Source organism: Nonomuraea sp. NPDC001831 (assembly GCF_042892035.1).
In the GTDB taxonomy this organism is placed as follows: domain Bacteria; phylum Actinomycetota; class Actinomycetes; order Streptosporangiales; family Streptosporangiaceae; genus Nonomuraea.
In genome coordinates this window covers 224,682-241,967 of record NZ_JBIATU010000012.1, presented here as the reverse complement: position 1 = coordinate 241,967, position 17,286 = coordinate 224,682, and the positions used below count along the sequence as shown (strand labels likewise).

At 75.2% G+C, this 17,286-nt stretch carries 12 protein-coding genes; 9 read left to right on the top strand and 3 right to left on the bottom strand.

Translation table 11 applies throughout. From position 1 onward, the window contains the following. The first annotated feature begins 56 nt into the window (after positions 1-56). The gene (locus ACFYYW_RS33495; RefSeq protein ID WP_387654740.1) at positions 57-1,094 is read left to right on the top strand and encodes a carboxymuconolactone decarboxylase family protein; all 1,038 of its coding nucleotides are present in this window, start codon (positions 57-59) and stop codon (positions 1,092-1,094) included. Here ACFYYW_RS33495 and ACFYYW_RS33490 read toward each other — a convergent pair. After that, positions 1,083-1,565, bottom strand: a complete 483-nt coding sequence (locus ACFYYW_RS33490) for an MSMEG_6728 family protein (RefSeq protein ID WP_387654737.1) — start codon at positions 1,563-1,565, stop codon at positions 1,083-1,085. The two genes, ACFYYW_RS33495 and ACFYYW_RS33490, sit on opposite strands and share 12 nt — an antisense overlap. Positions 1,566-1,653: 88 nt before the next feature. Between ACFYYW_RS33490 and ACFYYW_RS33485 the strand changes: the two genes are divergently transcribed. Continuing rightward, positions 1,654-3,933, top strand: coding sequence for a xanthine dehydrogenase family protein molybdopterin-binding subunit (locus ACFYYW_RS33485; RefSeq protein ID WP_387654735.1), 2,280 nt, complete (start codon positions 1,654-1,656; stop codon positions 3,931-3,933). A gap of 61 nt (positions 3,934-3,994) precedes the next feature. Continuing rightward, on the top strand, positions 3,995-4,678 hold the full coding sequence (locus ACFYYW_RS33480) for a DUF2267 domain-containing protein (RefSeq protein ID WP_387654732.1): 684 nt from the start codon (positions 3,995-3,997) through the stop codon (positions 4,676-4,678). Here the strand turns inward: ACFYYW_RS33480 and ACFYYW_RS33475 are convergent. After that, positions 4,675-4,950, bottom strand: coding sequence for a hypothetical protein (locus ACFYYW_RS33475; RefSeq protein WP_387654729.1), 276 nt, complete (start codon positions 4,948-4,950; stop codon positions 4,675-4,677). The genes ACFYYW_RS33480 and ACFYYW_RS33475 overlap by 4 nt on opposite strands. A gap of 195 nt (positions 4,951-5,145) precedes the next feature. Here ACFYYW_RS33475 and ACFYYW_RS33470 point away from each other — a divergent pair, with 195 nt between their 5' ends. The 4 genes from ACFYYW_RS33470 to ACFYYW_RS33455 all read left to right on the top strand — a co-directional run bounded on the left by ACFYYW_RS33470 (position 5,146) and on the right by ACFYYW_RS33455 (position 13,620). Beyond that, on the top strand, positions 5,146-5,613 hold the full coding sequence (locus tag ACFYYW_RS33470) for an ATP-binding protein (RefSeq protein WP_352318303.1): 468 nt from the start codon (positions 5,146-5,148) through the stop codon (positions 5,611-5,613). A gap of 74 nt (positions 5,614-5,687) precedes the next feature. Next, positions 5,688-8,951: a BTAD domain-containing putative transcriptional regulator gene (locus ACFYYW_RS33465; RefSeq protein WP_387654726.1), complete on the top strand. Its 3,264-nt coding sequence runs from the start codon at positions 5,688-5,690 to the stop codon at positions 8,949-8,951. Between the two features lie 67 nt (positions 8,952-9,018). Beyond that, on the top strand, positions 9,019-10,743 hold the full coding sequence (locus tag ACFYYW_RS33460) for an acetolactate synthase large subunit (protein WP_387654724.1): 1,725 nt from the start codon (positions 9,019-9,021) through the stop codon (positions 10,741-10,743). 90 nt (positions 10,744-10,833) lie between these two features. Beyond that, entirely contained in the window at positions 10,834-13,620 is a 2,787-nt protein-coding gene (locus ACFYYW_RS33455) for a BTAD domain-containing putative transcriptional regulator (RefSeq protein ID WP_387654721.1), read from the top strand. Positions 13,621-13,758: 138 nt separating this feature from the next. Here ACFYYW_RS33455 and ACFYYW_RS33450 read toward each other — a convergent pair whose 3' ends face one another. After that, positions 13,759-15,138, bottom strand: coding sequence for an MFS transporter (locus ACFYYW_RS33450; protein WP_387654718.1), 1,380 nt, complete (start codon positions 15,136-15,138; stop codon positions 13,759-13,761). Between the two features lie 85 nt (positions 15,139-15,223). Here ACFYYW_RS33450 and ACFYYW_RS33445 point away from each other — a divergent pair, with 85 nt between their 5' ends. Together ACFYYW_RS33445 and ACFYYW_RS33440 are read left to right on the top strand one after the other, a co-directional pair. Then, the gene (locus ACFYYW_RS33445) at positions 15,224-16,204 is read left to right on the top strand and encodes an Lrp/AsnC family transcriptional regulator (protein WP_387654716.1); all 981 of its coding nucleotides are present in this window, start codon (positions 15,224-15,226) and stop codon (positions 16,202-16,204) included. A gap of 94 nt (positions 16,205-16,298) precedes the next feature. After that, complete coding sequence (locus tag ACFYYW_RS33440) at positions 16,299-17,273, top strand: zinc-binding dehydrogenase (protein WP_387654713.1); 975 nt, start codon at positions 16,299-16,301, stop codon at positions 17,271-17,273. Positions 17,274-17,286: the final 13 nt, after the last annotated feature.

The window sequence follows — 17,286 nt, the reverse complement described above, 5'->3', positions numbered from 1 at the left end:
GGAAGTCATCCCGGGCAGGACGACTCCGGCCCGTCCCGCGCCCCACCATGGCGGCCATGAACACGACGCAGACGCCCGCAGGCCAGTTCCGCTACGTCACGCCCGTCCGGCCGCAGGACGCCACGGGCCGGGTGGCCCAGGTCTACGCGCGCCTCGCCGACGACTTCGGCATGGCCCGCATGGCGGTCTTCCTGACGTTGTCGCCCGCCCCCGCCGTGCTGGCCGGGACCTGGGCGCTGCTGCGGGAGTCGCTGCTGGCCGGGCCGGGCTCCAGGACCGGCAGGGAGGTGGTGGCGCTGGGGGTGTCGCTGGCCAACCGGTGCCCGTTCTGCGTGGCCGCGCACACGACGCTGCTGCACGCCACCGGCGACCACAGGCTGGCCGAGACCGTCGCGGCCGGGGGCGTGCCGGCGGATCCGGAGCACGCCGCGCTGCTGCGGTGGGCCAAGGACCGGCGGGTGCCCGCGCCCTTCCCCGCGGACCAGGCGCCCGCGTACGTCGGCACCGCGCTGACCTTCCACTTCGTCAACCGGATCGCCTCGTCCCTGCTCACCGAGAACCTGCTGCCGGGCAACCTGCAGAAGTCGCGCCTGGTGCGCAGCGTGGGCGGCCGGGCCATGTCCCGGACGGTGCGCAGGCAGCTGCCGCCCGGCGCGGGCCTGGACGTGCTGGACGGCCTGCCCTCGTCCGCCGAGCCCGCCTGGGCGGCCGGCACGCCGGTCGGCACGGCGTACGCCACGCTCATGGCCGTCGCGGGCACGGGCGGGGAGCTGCTCGGCGAGGCGGTCAGGACGGCCGTCACCGAGGCGGTCGCCGCCTGGGACGGCGAGCACCCGCCGATGGGCGGCGACCGGCTGTCGAGCCCGCTGGCCGGCGTGCCCGACGAGGAACGGCCCGCAGCCAGGCTCGCGCTGCTCGCCGCCCTCGCGCCCTACCGGGTCACCGACGCGGACGTCGCCGCCTGGCGCGGCGCCGCGACGACGGACGAGGACCTGGTGCGGCTCGTCGCCTTCGGCGCCGCCACGGCGACGCGGCACGTGGAGGCCGCACTCACGGGGACCCGCCTGGACGCCGGAGGGCGGTCAGGTCGGTAGGCAGGCGGGCGGGCGGCCCGAGGCGGGCCAGACGTATGCGAGGTCGTCGGGCTCGTCGCCGAAGAGGGGGCGGTAGTGGCCGGGGTCCTTGCGCAGGAGGGCGGAGCGGTGGCTGCGGTGGAAGGCGTCGTCGCCGAGCCAGGGCGGCAGCTCGCCGGCCGCCGCCAGCTCGTGCTGGGTGCGGATGACGGGCGTGCCGCAGGCGCGGCCCAGCTCGACGGACATCGTGGCCGCGCAGGTGTCGGCCCGGCCGGTCGAGCACCAGCGGTCGCAGACGTCGAGCCCGTAGCGCACGAGGGCCTCCTCGTAGCCGGCCCACATCTTGACGGCGGGGTGGTGGCGCCAGCCGTAGCCGGGGACGATCAGGGCGCGCAGCACCTGCAGGGCCTCCACCCGCTGCTTGCCCAGCCGCAGCGCATCCAGGACCCCGGCGCTGGCCGTGAAATCCGGATATGGAAGAAAAGTCTGCATCGACGCCCCCGCTGACCTGGTCTTTCTCGCCTGCCGCCCCGCGAGATCGTATATGGACCGCACGCCTCGCGGCGCGCACAATCGGCCCATGGGCTATGTCGGCGCGCGGACGCCTCGCAGGGAAGACGCCAGACTGCTGACCGGAAAGGGGAGATACGTCGGCAACGTACGCCTGCCTGGCATGGCGTACGCGGTGGTGGTGCGCAGCCCCGTCGCGCACGGACGGCTCCTCGGCTGCGACGCCAAGGCGGCCTGGACGGTCGAGGGGGTGCTCGACGTGATCACCCCCGCCGACGCCGCGGAGCTGCTGCTGCCCTGCGTCACCCTCGCCCCCGGCCAGCGGCTGACCTCCTACCGGGTGCTCGACGACACGATCAGGTACGCCGGCCAGCCGCTCGCCGTCGTCGTGGCCGGCACCCCCGCCGCCGCCCGCGACGCCGCGGACCTGCTGGACCTGGAGCTCGACCAGTCGCCCGCGACCGTCGGCGCGGAACGCGCCCTCGACGAGGACGCGCCGCTGCTCTACCCCGAGTGGGGCACGAACCTGGTCACCGACTTCCTGCTCGGCGACGCCGACTGCGCGGAGTTCGTCGAGTCCGCCGAGCACGTCGTCGAGATGACGTTCAGGATGGGCCGGATCTCGCCGCATCCCGTCGAGCCGCGCGGCGTCGTGGCCTCCTACGCCGACGACGAGCTGACCGTGCACCTCTCCTCCCAGGCCCCGCACCACGTGCGCGAGCACCTGGCCGACGCGTTCGGGCTCACCCACGACCGGGTACGCGTGATCAGCCGGGACGTCGGCGGCGGGTTCGGCGGCAAGGAGCACGTCTACCCCGACGAGGCGCTCGTCTGCCTGGCCGCGATGCGGACGGGCCGCCCGGTGAGCTGGACCGAGTCGCCCGGCGACCGGCTGTCGGCGACCCTGCCCGCGCGGGCCGCCGTCCACCGGGCCAGGCTGGCGCTCGACGGCCGGGGCCGGTTCGTCGCCCTGGACGCCGACATCCTCGGCGACCTCGGCGCCCATCCCTCGAACGTGGGCATCTCGCCCTTCGCGGTCTCGGCCACCCTGCTGCCGGGGCCGTACCGGTTCGAGCGGGTCGGCGTACGGGTGCGCGGGGTGGTCACCAACACCACCCCGACCGGCTCCTACCGCGGCTTCGGGCAGCCCGAGTGCACCTGGACCAGGGAGCGCCTGATCGACGAGGCGGCCCGGCGGCTCGGCCTCGACCCGGTCGAGCTGCGGCTGCGCAACATGCTGACGCCGGACGAGCTGCCGTGCACGAGCCGCGTCTACCAGCAGTACGACTCCGGCGACTACCCCCGGGCCCTGCGCACCCTGCGCGACCTGGTCACCCCGGTCACCGGCGTGGACGACGGCCGCCTTCGCGGCGTCGGCTACTCCTGCCACGTCGAGACCACCGGCCTGGGCCCGTCGATGGAGATGAAGGCGTCGGGCATCCAGGCGGGCGGCTACGAGACGGCCGTGCTGCGGATGGAGCCGGACGCGTCGGTGGTGGTGTCGGCCGGGGTGGTCTCGATCGGGCAGGGCATCGAGACCGCGCTGGCCCAGGTCGCGGCCGACCGGATGGGGGTGCCGATCGAGCGGGTGCGGGTGGTGCTGGGAGACACGGCGGCGACGCCGTACTCGTCGATCGGGTCGATCGCCAGCCGGTCGCTCGCGGTCGGCGGCGGGGCGCTCGTCCAGGCCGCCGCCCGGCTGCGGGACAAGCTGCTGGCCATCGCCGCCCACCGGCTGGAGGCGGCGCCCGGCGACCTGGAGATCGCCGAGGAGTGCGTGCGCGTCAAGGGCGACCCGCGGGCGTCGGTGTCGCTGCGGGAGCTGGCCACGTCCGCCTGGCGGGCCTGGGACCTGCCGGAAGGCGTCACGCCCGGCCTGGAGGAGCGGGTCAGCTACGACCCGGCCGCCTACACCTTCGCCTACGGCGCGCACGCCGCCGCCGTCGCGGTGGACCCCGAGACCGGCGCGGTCGAGGTGGAGCGCTACTGGGTGGTCAACGACGCCGGGACGCTGGTCAACCCGGCCGTGGTCGAGGGCCAGATCCGCGGCGGGGTCGCACAGAGCATCGGCATGGCGCTGACCGAGGAGATCGTCCACACCGAGGACGGGCAGCCGCTCGCCGAGTACCTGCTGCCGACCACCCGCGAGGTGCCCGACATCGAGGTCGTGCTGCTGGAGACGCCCTCGCCGCTCACCCCGGGCGGCATGAAGGGGGCCGGCGAGGCGGGCACGATCGGCCCGCCCGCCGCCATCGGCAACGCGGTCGCCGCCGCCATGCCCGAGCTGGCCGGACGCCTCACCGACGTGCCCCTCACCCCCCAGGTGGTGTGGAGGTGTCGGCAGCCCTGACCTGGGCACGAGGAGCCTGAAGGTTCGGATCGGGGGACGAATCATGGAATATCGTGCACTCTTGGCGTCCATCGGCCGCATGACGGGCCTGGGCGCCGGCCCGGCCAGAGCGGCGGCGGAGGCCACGCTGACCACGCTCGCCCGCACGCTCGACGACGACGACCGGCGCGAGCTCATCGACGCCCTGCCGCCCGAGCTGACCGACGACTTCCCCATGGACCATCCGCGCAACGACGGCACCGAGGAGGGCTTCGTCCGGCAGGCAGCGCTGCTCGGCCGCCGTCCGCCCGAGCAGGCCAGGATCAGGGCCCAGGCCGTGCTGGCCGCCGTCGCCGAGCAGGATCCCGAGCTGATCGCCCGGCTGCACATCCCCGAGCAGGTACGCCCCCTGTTCGACCCGCCGGACAGCGGCGGCGGCATCACCGGCCCCAAGGGGCACGCCGCCCCGCTCACCGCCGACGAGGTCGCCGCGGCCCTCGCCACCCTGCCGCTGTGGTCGGGCGACCGCTCGGCGCTGCGCCGGGAGATCTCCCTGCCGCGGGAGAACCTGCGTGCCGTCCGCCGCGCGCTCGACCGGCTCAAGGTCACCTACGGCCGGCAGCCCCAGCTCCACGACACCGCGGACGGCCTGGCCATCGTGGTCAGGACCGTCTCCGTGGGCGCGGTGACGGCCCTCGACGTCCAGCTGGCCCGGCGGGTGGACGACCTCATCGAGGAGGTGGGCGCCGGCATCGGCCGGCCCTAGCCGCGGGCCCGGCCGGTTCCGGGGCGCGGGCCGGCCCGGTGCCGGTCGGGCGCCTCGCCGGTCAGGTCCTCCAGGTGTTTGCCCGACTGCGACAGGGCCTGTTCCAGCGCCGCCTGCCCGGCGGTCCTGTGCCCCGCGGGGCTCCTCCCCGCCTCGCCCGCCTTGCCGGGCCGCCCGGCCGCACGTCCGGCCGCACGTTCGGCCGGACGCCTGGCCGCGTCGGGGAGCGGCTTGGCGTCGGTCTTGGGGGTGCTCTCGTCAGGACTGCTCATGGCCCTGTCCGTACCCGCTGACCTGGGAAGACATGTCGAGCTGCGAAGAAAGTCAGGATTTCTCGGAAAACGTTCGACCCGAACCGCCCTTCCGTGCGTACAGGTTTGGACAGCCGCATGTCCGACAACTCGGAGGCAGGTCTCGTGTTGACTGAAACGAGCATTCGTCGCCGCCCTTCCCAGGATGGAGAGGCCATGTCCAGGCTGCGGTCGGCCCGGCGGAGCCGGATGCAGTACGTATGGCCGTTGCGCCCGGACGCCCGGACCGTCGGCCACGCCCGGTCGATCATCCGGGAGGAGCTGTCCGGGCTCGACCTGCACGACGACGTCGTGGACGACGCCGTCCTCATGGTGAGCGAGCTGGTCACCAACGCGTTCATGTACGGCGAGGGCCCCTACGAGCTGCTGCTCCACGTGGACGCCAAGGAGGTCATGTGCGTCGTCGTGGACGCCGGGCCGCCCCTGCCCGCCCCCTCGGTCCCCGACCCGTCCGCCGAGCACGGACGGGGGCTGCGCATCGTCGCCCGGCTCTCCGACGGCTTCTACGGCTGCCATCCCCAGCGTTACCTGACCCACCCCGACCTGGTCGGCAAGGCCACCTGGTTCGCGCTGCCACGCCGCGGCGGGCCCGGCAACGTCGTGCCGATCAGGGCGGGCACGTAGAGGGCTTCCAGTCTCCTGCAAGTCGGCCCGACCATACTGTGATCAATTAGGACGAAGCCGATGAGTGGGACAACGTGGAATTCCGAGTTCTGGGGCCGCTGGAGGTCCGCGACGCCGACGGGGGCGTGGTCGGTCTCGGCGGCCCCCGTCCGCGAGCCGTGCTGGCCCGGCTGCTGGTCGCGCAGGGGGCCGTGGTCCCCGCCGAGACGCTGATCGACGACCTGTACGGCGACGCCGCCCCGCCCAGCGCCCTGCCCACCCTGCACTCCTACGTCTCCAACCTGCGCCGCGCGATCGAGCCGGACCGGGGGCCGCGCGCCCGGCCCAGGACGCTGGTCGCCCGCCCGCCCGGCTACCTGCTGGCCGCCGCCGACGTGGACGCGCTCCGGTTCGCCGAGCTGGTGAACCGGGCCGAGTTCCGGTCGGCCGAGGAGGCGTTGGCCTGCCTGGAGGAGGCGCTCGGGCTGTGGCGCGGCTCGCCGTACGAGGAGTTCCAGGACGAGCCGTGGGCGATCATCGAGGTGAGCCGCCTGCGCGAGCTGCGCCTGGTCGCGGTCGAGCGGCGGGCCCGTGCGCTGCTCGACCTGGGCCGTCCCCAGGCGCTGATCACCGAGCTGGAGGCCGAGACCGTCGCCAACCCGCTGCGCGAGCGCCTGTGGTGCCTGCTCGCGCTGTCCCTGTACCGCACCGGGCGCCAGGCCGAGGCGCTGGCCGTGCTGCGCACGGCGGCCAGGCGGCTGTCCGAGGAGCTGGGTCTCGATCCCGGGCCGGAGTTGCGGTCGCTGGAGTCGGACATCCTGCGCCAGGCCGGCTCGCTCGCGCCGGTGGACGACACCCCGGCGCTGGTGGCCGCGCCACGCCCGCCGGACGTCCCGCACGGGCGGGAGGCCGAGCTGGCCGAGCTGGTGGCGGTGGCCGAGCGGGCCACGCCCGCCGGGCTCGCGGTCGCCGAGGTCAGCGGTGAGCCGGGGATCGGGAAGACGCGGCTGCTGGAGGCGTTCGGCGAGCACTGCGCGCGGCTCGGCCGGCTCGTGCTGCGCGGACGCTGCCACGACGCCGAGGGCACGCCCGCGCTGTGGCCGTGGACGCAGGTGTTCCAGGCGCTGGAGCCGCACTGCCCGCCGCCGGACCGCGAGCCCCTGTCCGGCCTCCTCGACGCCCGCCCCGAAGCGCCGCCGGACGCCGGGGGCCCGGCCGAGGCGTTGTTGTCGCGCCGGAACCAGGCCGCCGCCCGGTGGCTGGTCACGGCCTCGCGCGCCCAGCCGCTCGTCATCGTCCTGGACGATCTCCAGTGGGCCGACCCTGCCTCGCTCGACCTGCTCAGGCACCTGGTCATGCTGCTGCGCGGCGGCGCGGTCACGCTGGTCGCGGCCTTCCGCACCGGGACCGGCGACGTGCTCGGGCGGCTGGTCCGCTACGACCTGTCGCGGCTGCGCCTGACCGGCGTCGGCCCCGAGGCGGTCCGGGCCATCGCCGCCGACCTCGGCGTCGAGCTGGACGACGAGTCGTGCGCCAGGATGGCCGACCGCACCGGCGGCAACCCGTTCTTCCTGCGCGAGAGCCTCAGGCTGCTGGCCCAGGACCCGGATGTGGACGAGGTGCCCGAGGCGGTGACCGAGCTGGTCCGCCTGCGGCTGGACGCGCTCGCCGGGGTCACGGACGTGCTGGCGGTCGCGGCGCTGGCCGGCCGGGAGTTCGACCCGGCCGTGGTGGCCCGGGTCGCGGGGGAGGAGGCGTACGGGCCGCTCGACCGGGCCGTGCGCGGCGGCCTGCTGGCGGCGCGGGCCGGCGGGCGGCTGGCGTTCGTGCACGACCTGGTGCGCGAGGCGCTCGTCAGGGATCTGCCGCCGCTGCGCAAGGCCGCGCTGCACCGGGACCTCGCCGCCGCGCTGGCCGCGCGTCCGGCGACCGACGTCGAGGTGATCGCCCACCACGCCGTGCAGGCCGGGCCGGTGGCGTACGCGGAGGCGGCGCGGTGGGCGCGGGCCGCGGCCGAGCAGGCCGAGCGGCGGCTGGGCTACGCCGAGTCCGCGTCCTGGCTGGGGCACGCGGTGGCCGCGCACGACGCCTGCGGCGGCGACCCGGCCGAGCACGTGGAGCTGCTGCTGCGGCAGGTGCGCGCGCTGCTCGCGGCGGGCGAGCCGGCCGGCGCCCGCCGGGTCAGGGATCAGGCCGTGCGGGCGGCCGACCGCATCACGGAAGGGGGCGCGGCGCTCCGGGTCCGGGCGCTGACCTCGTTCGACACGCCGTCGATCTGGACGCTGCGCGACCCGTACGGCGCGGCCGACCCGCTGCTCGTCCGCCGCTTCGAGGACGCGCTGCGCGAGCTGCCGGAACCGGACGGCCCCGAGCGCGCGATGCTGCTGGCCGGGCTGGCCCAGGAACTCTACGACGCCTCCGGCGACCCGCGGGCCGACGAGCTGTCCGCGCGGGCCGTGGCCATGGCCCGGCGGCTGGGCGACCGGCGGCTGCTGATGCGCGCGCTCAACGCCAGGCACCTGTCGCTGCCGCGTCCCCTGCACGTGCACGAGCTGGCCGACCTCGCCGCCGAGCTGCACGAACTGGCGGACGGCGAGCCGGCCTACCAGCTGCTGGCGAACATGATGGACACCCACAACCGGCTGGAGCTCTTCGACGTCACCGGCGCCGACCTGGCGGCGGCCCGCTGCGACGACCTGCTCGACCGGCTCCCGCTGCCCTGGCCGCGCTTCCAGCACACGCTGTGGCGGGCGGGCCGGCTGGTGCTCGGCGGCCACTTCGACGAGGCGGACGACCTGTACGCCGACGCCGCCGACCAGGCGACCGGCCTCGGCATCTGGCACGCCGCCCGCGCCGTGACCGCCGGCCGCCTGGCCCTGGACTACCACCGGGGCACGATGGCCGCCGCGGGCCCGCTCATCGACGTCCTGCGCGGCGCGAACCACGCCCTCGACCAGGCCGTGCGCACCCTTCACCGGCACGCACAGGGCCGCATGGACGAGGCCCGCAAGCTGAACGGCCAACCGCTGCTCGACCGGTCGCGCCCGTCCACCCTGTGCCTGCGGGCCGCCGCCGCGGCGGCGCTCGGCCGGGTGCACGAGTGCCGCCTGCTCTACGAGGCGCTGCTGCCCTTCGGCGGCCGGATCACCGTCCTGTCGGCCTGCGCCTGGGTGGGGCCGGTGGACTGGCACCTCGCGCTGCTGGCCGAGGCGACCGGCCGGCACGAGAGCGCGGTCCGGCACCTGACCGAGCTCGAACGGCTGGCCGCCCGCAACGGCCTGACCTGGTGGCGCGACCGGGCGGCCGAGGCCCGCCGGGGGCCCGGCCGCAAGCACCTGCAACTGGCCACCAGCGGATGACAAGGGCTCCCTGGTCGACTCTCCTGACGATCGCCAGGGGAGCCGATCGCCGGGAGGGGAGTGCGGGATGACGGGTGCGCAGGCTTTGGTGCGGGCGCTTGAGCGGGTCGGCGTGGACACCGTGTTCGGCATCCCCGGCGGCGCCGTCCTGCCCGCCTACGACCCGCTGTACCGCTCGACCTCGATCAGGCACGTGCTGGTCCGGCACGAGCAGGGCGCCGGGCACGCGGCCGAGGGCTACGCGCAGGCCACCGGCAAGGTCGGGGTCTGCATGGCGACCAGCGGCCCGGGGGCCACGAACCTGGTGACGCCGCTCGCCGACGCCTACATGGACTCGGTGCCGATCGTCGCGATCACCGGCCAGGTGCCCAGCTCGCAGATCGGCACGGACGCCTTCCAGGAGGCCGACATCACAGGCATCACCCTGTCGATCACCAAGCACAGCTTCCTGGTCACCGACGCGGCCGACATCCCCCGCACGATCATGGAGGCGTTCCACATCGCCTCCACGGGCCGTCCCGGGCCGGTGCTGGTGGACATCACCAAGGACGCGCTCCAGGCCGAGACCGCCTTCGTCTGGCCGCCGGTCATGCGGCTGCCCGGCTACCGCCCGGTCGCCCGGCCGAACGCCCGGCAGATCAGGGCCGCCGCCGAGCTCATGGCCGCGGCCCGGCGGCCGGTCCTGTACGTCGGCGGCGGCGTGCACAAGGCGGGCGCGTCCGCCGAGCTGCTGCGCCTGGCCGAGCTGACCGGCATCCCGGTCGTCACCACGCTCATGGCCCGCGGCACGTTCCCCGACAGCCACCCGCTGCACATGGGCATGCCCGGCATGCACGGCTCGGTCGCGGCCGTCGGTGCCCTCCAGCGGGCCGACCTGATCGTCGCGCTCGGCACCCGGTTCGACGAGCGTGTCACCGGCGACCTGGGCACGTTCGCGCCGCACGCCAAGGTCGTGCACGCCGACGTGGACCCGGCCGAGATCTCCAAGAACCGGCACGCCGACGTGCCCGTCGTGGGCGACTGCAAGGAGGTGCTGACCGAGCTGACGGCCGCCCTGGACGCCCTGGCCCGTCGGCCGGGCGACCGCGCGGACTGGTTGCGCACGCTGGAGGGCTACCGGCGCACGTACCCGCTGGGCTACGAGACGGTCGAGGGCACGCTCGCCCCGCAGTACGTCATGCAGCGGCTGAGCGTCCTGGCCGGTCCCGAGGCCATCTACACCTCCGGCGTGGGCCAGCACCAGATGTGGGCCGCCCAGTTCATCAACCACGAGCGGCCGGGCTCGTTCGTCAACTCCGGCGGCGCGGGCACGATGGGCTTCGCGGTCCCCGCCGCGATGGGGGCCAAGATCGGCTGCCCGGACCGCACGGTGTGGGCGATCGACGGCGACGGCTGCTTCCAGATGACCAACCAGGAGCTGGCCGTGTGCGCGCTGGAGGGCGTGCCGATCAAGGTGGCCGTCATCAACAACGGCAGCCTCGGCATGGTCCGTCAGTGGCAGACCCTCATGTACGGCGGCCGCCACTCCAACACCGACCTGCGCGCCGCCCGCCGCATCCCCGACTTCGTCGCGCTGGCCGAGGCGTACGGCTGCCACGGCCTGCGCTGCGAGCGCCCCGAGGACGTGGACGCGGTCGTCGAGAAGGCCATGGCGATCGACGACCGGCCGGTGGTGGTGGACTTCGTCGTGCACCGGGACGCGATGGTGTGGCCCATGGTGCCCGCCGGCACGAGCAACGACGACATCCGGATCGCCAGGGACCTGGCTCCGAACTGGGGAGATGACGAATGAGTCAAGTCGCAACAAAGCAGCCAAAGGTGCCGAACCTCATTTAAGCTTCCTTGACCCGGGGCGGCCCGGGCCGCGGAACCGAGGTGGAAAGTGGCGCTGCGCGTCAAGGTGCTGGGGCCCATCGTGGCCGAGATCGACGGGGTGGAGGTCGCGCTCGGCGGCCCGAGACAGCGCGCGGTGCTCGCCGTGCTGGTCGCGGCGCGCGGGCAGGTGGTCTCGGCCGAACGCGTGCTCGACGCCGCCTGGGACGAGGGCGAGCCCGCCTCGATGCCCACCCTGCACTCCTACATCACCAGGCTGCGCAAAGCCCTCGAACCCGGCCGGACCAGCCGGTCGCCGGAGAGCGTGCTGGCCCGCGTCGGCAACGGCTACACGCTGCGCGTCGAGCCCGACGCCGTGGACGCCGAGCGGTTCGCCCGCAAGGTCGCCGAAGGGCAGCTCCTGCTGGAGTCGGGCGACCACAGCTCGGCGCTGGCCGTGCTGAGCGAGGCCGTGGAGCTGTGGCGCGGGCAGCCGTACGGGGAGTTCGCGGGCGCGGCCTTCGCCGTGCCGGAGATCGCGCGGCTCCAGGGGCTGTTCCTGTCGGCGCGGGAGAGCCTGTTCGCCGCGCAGCTCGCACTCGGACGGCACGCGGTCGTCGTGCCGGAGCTGGAGAAGCTCACCGCCGAGCAGCCCATGAGCGAGCGCGGCTGGGAGCTGCTGGTGCTGGCCCTGTACCGGTCGGGCCGCCAGGGCGACGCGCTGGCCGCGCTGCGCTCCGCCCGCCGCGTGCTGGCCGAGGAGCTGGGCATCGACCCGGGGCCGGGGCTGCGCGAGCTGGAGGCGGCGGTGCTGGCCCAGGACGACGCGCTGCGCCCCGGCGTCGCCGCGCCGCTGCCGGAACGCGGCGGCAACCTGCCCTTCCCCGTGACCGCGCTGGTCGGCCGGGCGGCCGAGGTCGAGCAGGTGGCCGCGCTGCTGGACGGGCACCGGCTGGTCACGCTCACCGGGCCGGGCGGCATCGGCAAGACCCGGCTGGCGCTGGAGACCGCACGGGCCAGGGACGACGCCGACGGGCCCTGGCTGGTCGAGCTGGCCGGGCTGGCCGACCCTTCGCTGGTGGCCGGGGCCATCGCCCAGGTGCTCGGGCTCACCGGCCCGGTCACCGGGCAACGCCTGGCGTACGCGCTGCGCGGCCGGAGCCCGCTGCTCGTGATCGACAACTGCGAGCACCTCGTGGCGGCCGTCCGCGACACGGTGTCCGAGCTGCTGGCCGGGACGGGCGGCGTGCGCGTGCTGGCCACCAGCCGCGAGACGCTCGGCGTGCCGGGCGAGGCCCTGTACGACGTGCCGCCGCTGTCCACGGCGGACGCCCGCGACCTGTTCCTGAGCCGGGCCAGGGCCGCCGCGCCCGGCTGGCAGCCGACGCCCGCCGAGCTGGCCAACGCCGAACGCCTCTGCCTGGGGCTCGACGGGCTGCCCCTGGCGGTCGAGCTGGCCGCCGGGCAGTGCCGCATGTTGTCGGTCGAGCAGATCCTCACCTCGATGGACGACAGGTTCAGCGTGCTCACCGACGGCGCCGGCCCGCAACGGCACCGCACGCTGGCCCGTACCGTCGAGTGGAGCTACGACCTGCTCGAACCAGCCGAACGCGAGCTGTTCCACCGGCTCGGCGCGTTCGCCTCCGGCTTCGACCTGGACGCCGCGGCCGCGGTGTGCGGGCGGCCGGTCCTGGGCGGCCTGGGCGCGCTGGTGCGCAAGTCGCTGGTCTCCGTCGAGCCCGGCACCTCGCCGCGCCGCTACCGGCTGCTGGAGACGATCAAGGAGTTCGCCCGCGCCCGGCAGGACCCGGCCGAGCTGGCCGAGGCCCAGGCCGCGCATCGTGCCTGGGTGCTGGCCCGCGCCGAGGCCGCCGACGCCAGGATCCGCGGCGAGGGGGCGCCCGCCGCGATGGAGGTGCTCCTCGCCGACCAGGCCGAGCACCGGGCCGCGTTCACCTCGGCGATGCTGGCCGGGGACGGCGGGTACGCGCTGCGGCTCACCGGCCTGCTGTCGTGGTTCTGGTACCGCAGGGGCCATGTGGCCGAGGGGCTGGCCAGCCTGTCGGCGGCCATGGAGCTCTACCCCGACGCCGAGCCCGGCGTGCGCTCCCAGGCGCTGATCGGCATGGCCGGCCTGCACTACCTGGCCGGCGACTTCGTCGCCGCGAGCCGGCGGGCCAGGGAGGCGGCCGAGATGGCCCGTCTGGCCGACGACCTGGTCGCCGAGGGACGCGCCCTCACCTACCGCGCGCTGTTCGGCGGCCTGTGCGGGGCGCCCAACGCCCTGGCCGACGCCCGTGCCGCGCTCGACCTGGCCGAGGTGGCCGGCATGGAGTGGCTGCACGCCGAGGCGCTGATGGTGCTCGGCATGCTGCTGGTGTTCGCCCGGGAGACGGGCGAGGCGGCCGGCTGGCTGACCCGGTCGATCGAGGTGGCCACCAGGACGGGACACCGCTTCGTCACCGCCTCCTCGACCTGGCTGCTGATGAAGATCGACCTGCTGAACGGCCGTACCGACCGGCCGCTGGCGTCCGGGCTGCCGATCCTGCGCATGCTCGACGAGGACAAGGACGTCACGTCCTGGCTGGTCATGGCGCACACGCTGGCCGGGGTGCTCACCGCGGGCGGGCTGCCGCGCGACGGCGCCCGCCTGCTCGGCGCGGTCGAGGCGGTCGGGGCCCGGGTCGGCTTCTCGCCGCCGGAGCTGGACCCGGCCGACGGCGCCGAGCGGGAGGCGCTGATCCGGGGCGCGCTGCCCGCCGCCGAGCTGGCCGAGTGCCTGCGCGAGGGCGCCGCCCTGTCACCCGCCCAGGTGCACGGCCTGCTCGACCGGCTGATCCGGAGCCGCGTCCACTGACCGGGGATCCCGCTCTCACCGAGCTGGGGATCCCGCTCTCACCGAGCTGGGGATCCCGCTCTCACCTGGCCGGGGATCCCGCTCTCACCTGGCCGGGGATCCGCTCTCACCTGGCCGGCCCGCGAGCCGCCGCCCCGCTCACGCCGACCGCGCGGGCCGGACGGCGGCCAGCACCAGCAGCCCGGCGAGCAGCCCGGTGACCGCCGCGGCCAGGTAGACGGCGTTCAGCGCCGCAGGGAACGAACCCGGCCCGGTCATGCCGTCCTGGAACAGGATGCCGAAGGCGGCGACGCCGAGGGCGTACCCGAGCTGCCGGACGGTGTTGACCGCGCCCGCCGCCATCCCCGCCCGGTGCGGCGGGACGTGCGCCATGGCGGCCGAGCTGAGGGCCGGGATGGCCAGGCCGACGCCGATCCCGGTCACCACCAGGCCCGGCGCGAGCGCCGTCCACGTGGAGTGCTCGTCGAGCATGCCCTGCAACAACGCGCCCGCGGCGATCAGCAGCAGGCCGCCGCCGACCGCGGCGCGCGCCGTCAGCCGGGGGAGCAGGCGGGCGATGGCGACCGAGACGACCAGCGAGGTGCCGGCCATCGGCGTCAGCGCCAGGCCCGCCTGGACCGGCCCGAGCCCCAGCCCGCCGGCCTGCTGCAACCAGAGCGAGGTGAAGGCCAGGCAGGCGAACGCGGCCGGCATGAGCAGCCCGGCCCCCGCCATGATCCCGCTGAACGCCTTGTCCGCGAACAGCCGCAGGTCCACCATGGGATGCGCACTGCGCGACTCCACCAGCACGAACGCGGCGAACGCGAGCACCGCCACGGCGAGCGGCGCCAGCGTGCGCGCCGACGTCCAGCCGTGCGGCCCGGCCTCGATCAGCCCGTACGTGAGCGCGCCCGCCGCCAGGGTGAACGTGCCCATCCCGACCACGTCCGGCCGGCCCCCGCCCGGCAGGCGGGACTCGCCGACCGCACGCCAGGTCATCCAGGCGGCGGCCAGGCTGATGGGCAGGTTCACCAGGAAGACCGCCCGCCAGTGCAGGTGCTCGGTGAGCAGCCCGCCGAGCACGGGGGCGAGCGCCGCGGCGGCCCCGTTCACGCCGCCCCACACGCCGAACGCGATGCCGCGTTCCCGGCCGTGGTACGTGGCGCTGATCAGGGCCAGCGTCGTGGCCATCATGGCGGCGCCGCCCGCCCCCTGGAGCACGCGGGCCGCCAGCAGCAGACCCCCGGTGGGCGCGAGTCCGCAGGCCAGGGAGGCCAGCGCGAACACGCCCAGGGCGATCAGGTACACCTTGCGCCGCCCGGCGTGGTCGGCGACCGAGCCGGCCGCCAGCAGCAGCGCGGCCAGGGCCAGGGCGTAGCCGTCCAGGAGCCATTGGGCGTCGGTGAAGGACATCTTCAGGTCGGCGGTGATGCCGGGCAGGGCCACCATGACGATGGTCACGTCCACCAGGAGCATGAAGGCGCCCAGGCAGGCGGCGGCCAGCGGCCACCAGCTCGTACGGGTCAATGTCGTGTTCATGGCGGCAAGAATCCGGCCCGGACGGGGGATAACCCTAGCCGTCGAAGCAGTTCTGCCGGTTTTCCGCGCTCTGTAGCCTTCTCTGGTGGAAAACGTCACGCTCGACGAGGTCGACCGCGGGCTGCTGCACGCGTTGCAGGTGGACGGGCGGGCCTCGTTCAGCCGGATCGCCGAGGTGCTGGGGGTGTCCGACCAGCGGGTGGCCCGCCGCTACCGGCGGCTGCGCTCCAGCGGCGCGGTCCGGGTCGTCGGCGTGGTGGACCGGCAGCGGCTCGGCCACCAGTCGTGGGCCATCCGGTTGCGCTGCACGCCCGACGCCGGCGCCTCGATCGCCGAGGCGCTCGCACGGCGGCCCGACACCTTCTGGGTGCACCTGCTGTCCGGCGGCACCGAGATCTCCTGCGGCGCCATCCAGCGCCTCGACCGGGAACGCGAGCCGCTGCTGCTGACCAAGCTGGCCAGGACCAACCGGGTGCTCGCGGTGTCGGCGCACCGGACCCTGCACATGTTCGTCGGCGGCCGCATCGGCTGGGCCGGGCTCGCCGCGCTCTCCGCCGACCAGGTCGCCCACCTGCGGGCCGGCCGCGTGTACGGCCCCCGCGACACCGCCGAGCACGTGACGCTCGGCCCCGGCGACGACGCGCTGCTGGCCGAGCTGTCCCGCGACGGCCGCACCGGCCACGCCGACCTGGCGGCGGCGACCGGCTGGTCGGAGTCCACGGTCCGGCGGCGGATGGACCAGCTCTGCGCGGCCGGCGCCCTGTTCTTCGACATGGACGTGCTGCCCCAGCTGCTGGACTACCGGGTCGAGGCCCAGCTGTGGATGTCGGTGCCGCCCGCCGACCTCGACGCGACCGGCCGGGCGCTGGCCGAGCACCCGGAGGTCGCCTTCGCCGGGGCGACCACGGGCCCGACCAACCTCGCGGCCAGCGTGGTGTGCCGCGACGACACCGCCTTCTACCGCTACCTCACCGACAGCCTGGGCGCGCTGCCCGCCATCCGGCACATCGAGACCGCGCCGATCATCAGGACCATCAAGCGGGCGGGCGCCGGGCTGACGAGTTGACCTCAAGCGGGCGGGTGCCGGGCTGACGAGTTGACCTCAAGTCGTCTTGAGGTTGCACGCTGGTCGTGGAAGGCGTTGCGGATGAGGAGTGGTCATGAGAGTGGTGCAGGTGACGCGGTTCGGCGGGCCCGAGGTGCTGGAGACGCGGACCGTCCCGGACCCCGTGGCCGGGCCGGGCGAGGTCGTGGTGCAGGTCGGATTCGCGGAGATCAATTTCATCGAGACGCAGCTCAGGCGGGGGTTCACGCCGGGGCCGCCGCTGCCGGAGCCGCCGTACGTGCCGGGTGGGGGCGTGGGCGGGCTCGTGCTGTCCGTGGGCGATGACGTCGATGCCGGGCTGGTGGGGCGGCGGGTGGTGGCCCGTACGCCGGGCTTCGGCGGCGGGAACGCCGAACTGGTCGTGGCCAGGGCCGCGGACCTGATCGAGGTGCCGGACGGGCTCGCGCTGGCCGACGCCACGGCGCTGCTCATCGACGGCAACACGGCCGTGGGCCTGTTCGCGAACGCCGCGATCCGGCCCGGCGAACGGGTGCTCGTCCAGGCCGCCGCCGGCGGGCTCGGCAGCCTGCTCGTGCAACTGGCGCGCGGGGCCGGCGCGCGGGTGATCGGGGCGGCGGGCGGCGCGGCCAAGCTGGCGGTGGTCGCCGGGCTCGGCGCCGAGGCCGCCGTCGACTACTCGCGTCCAGGCTGGACCCAGGAGGTCCTCGACGCGACCGGCGGGCGCGGGCCCGACGTGGTCTTCGACGGCGTGGGCGGCGAACTCGGCCGCCAGGCGTTCGAGGTGACCGCGCGCGGCGGGCGGTTCTCCGTGCACGGCGCGTCCAGCGGCAGCGCCACGACCGTCGATCCGGCCGAGGCCGAGCGCCGGGGCGTCACCGTGCTCGGCCTGGAGCAACTGTTCGCCCTGGGCCAGGACGGCAACGAGCGGACCGTGCACGCGCTCGCCGAGGCGGCGGCCGGACGGCTCAAGGCGGTCGTCGGGCGCACGTTCCCGCTGGAGCAGGCGGCCGAGGCGCACGCGGCGATCGAGGCGCGCGCGGTGAACGGCAAGACCCTGCTGGAGGTCTGACCCACCCACGGCC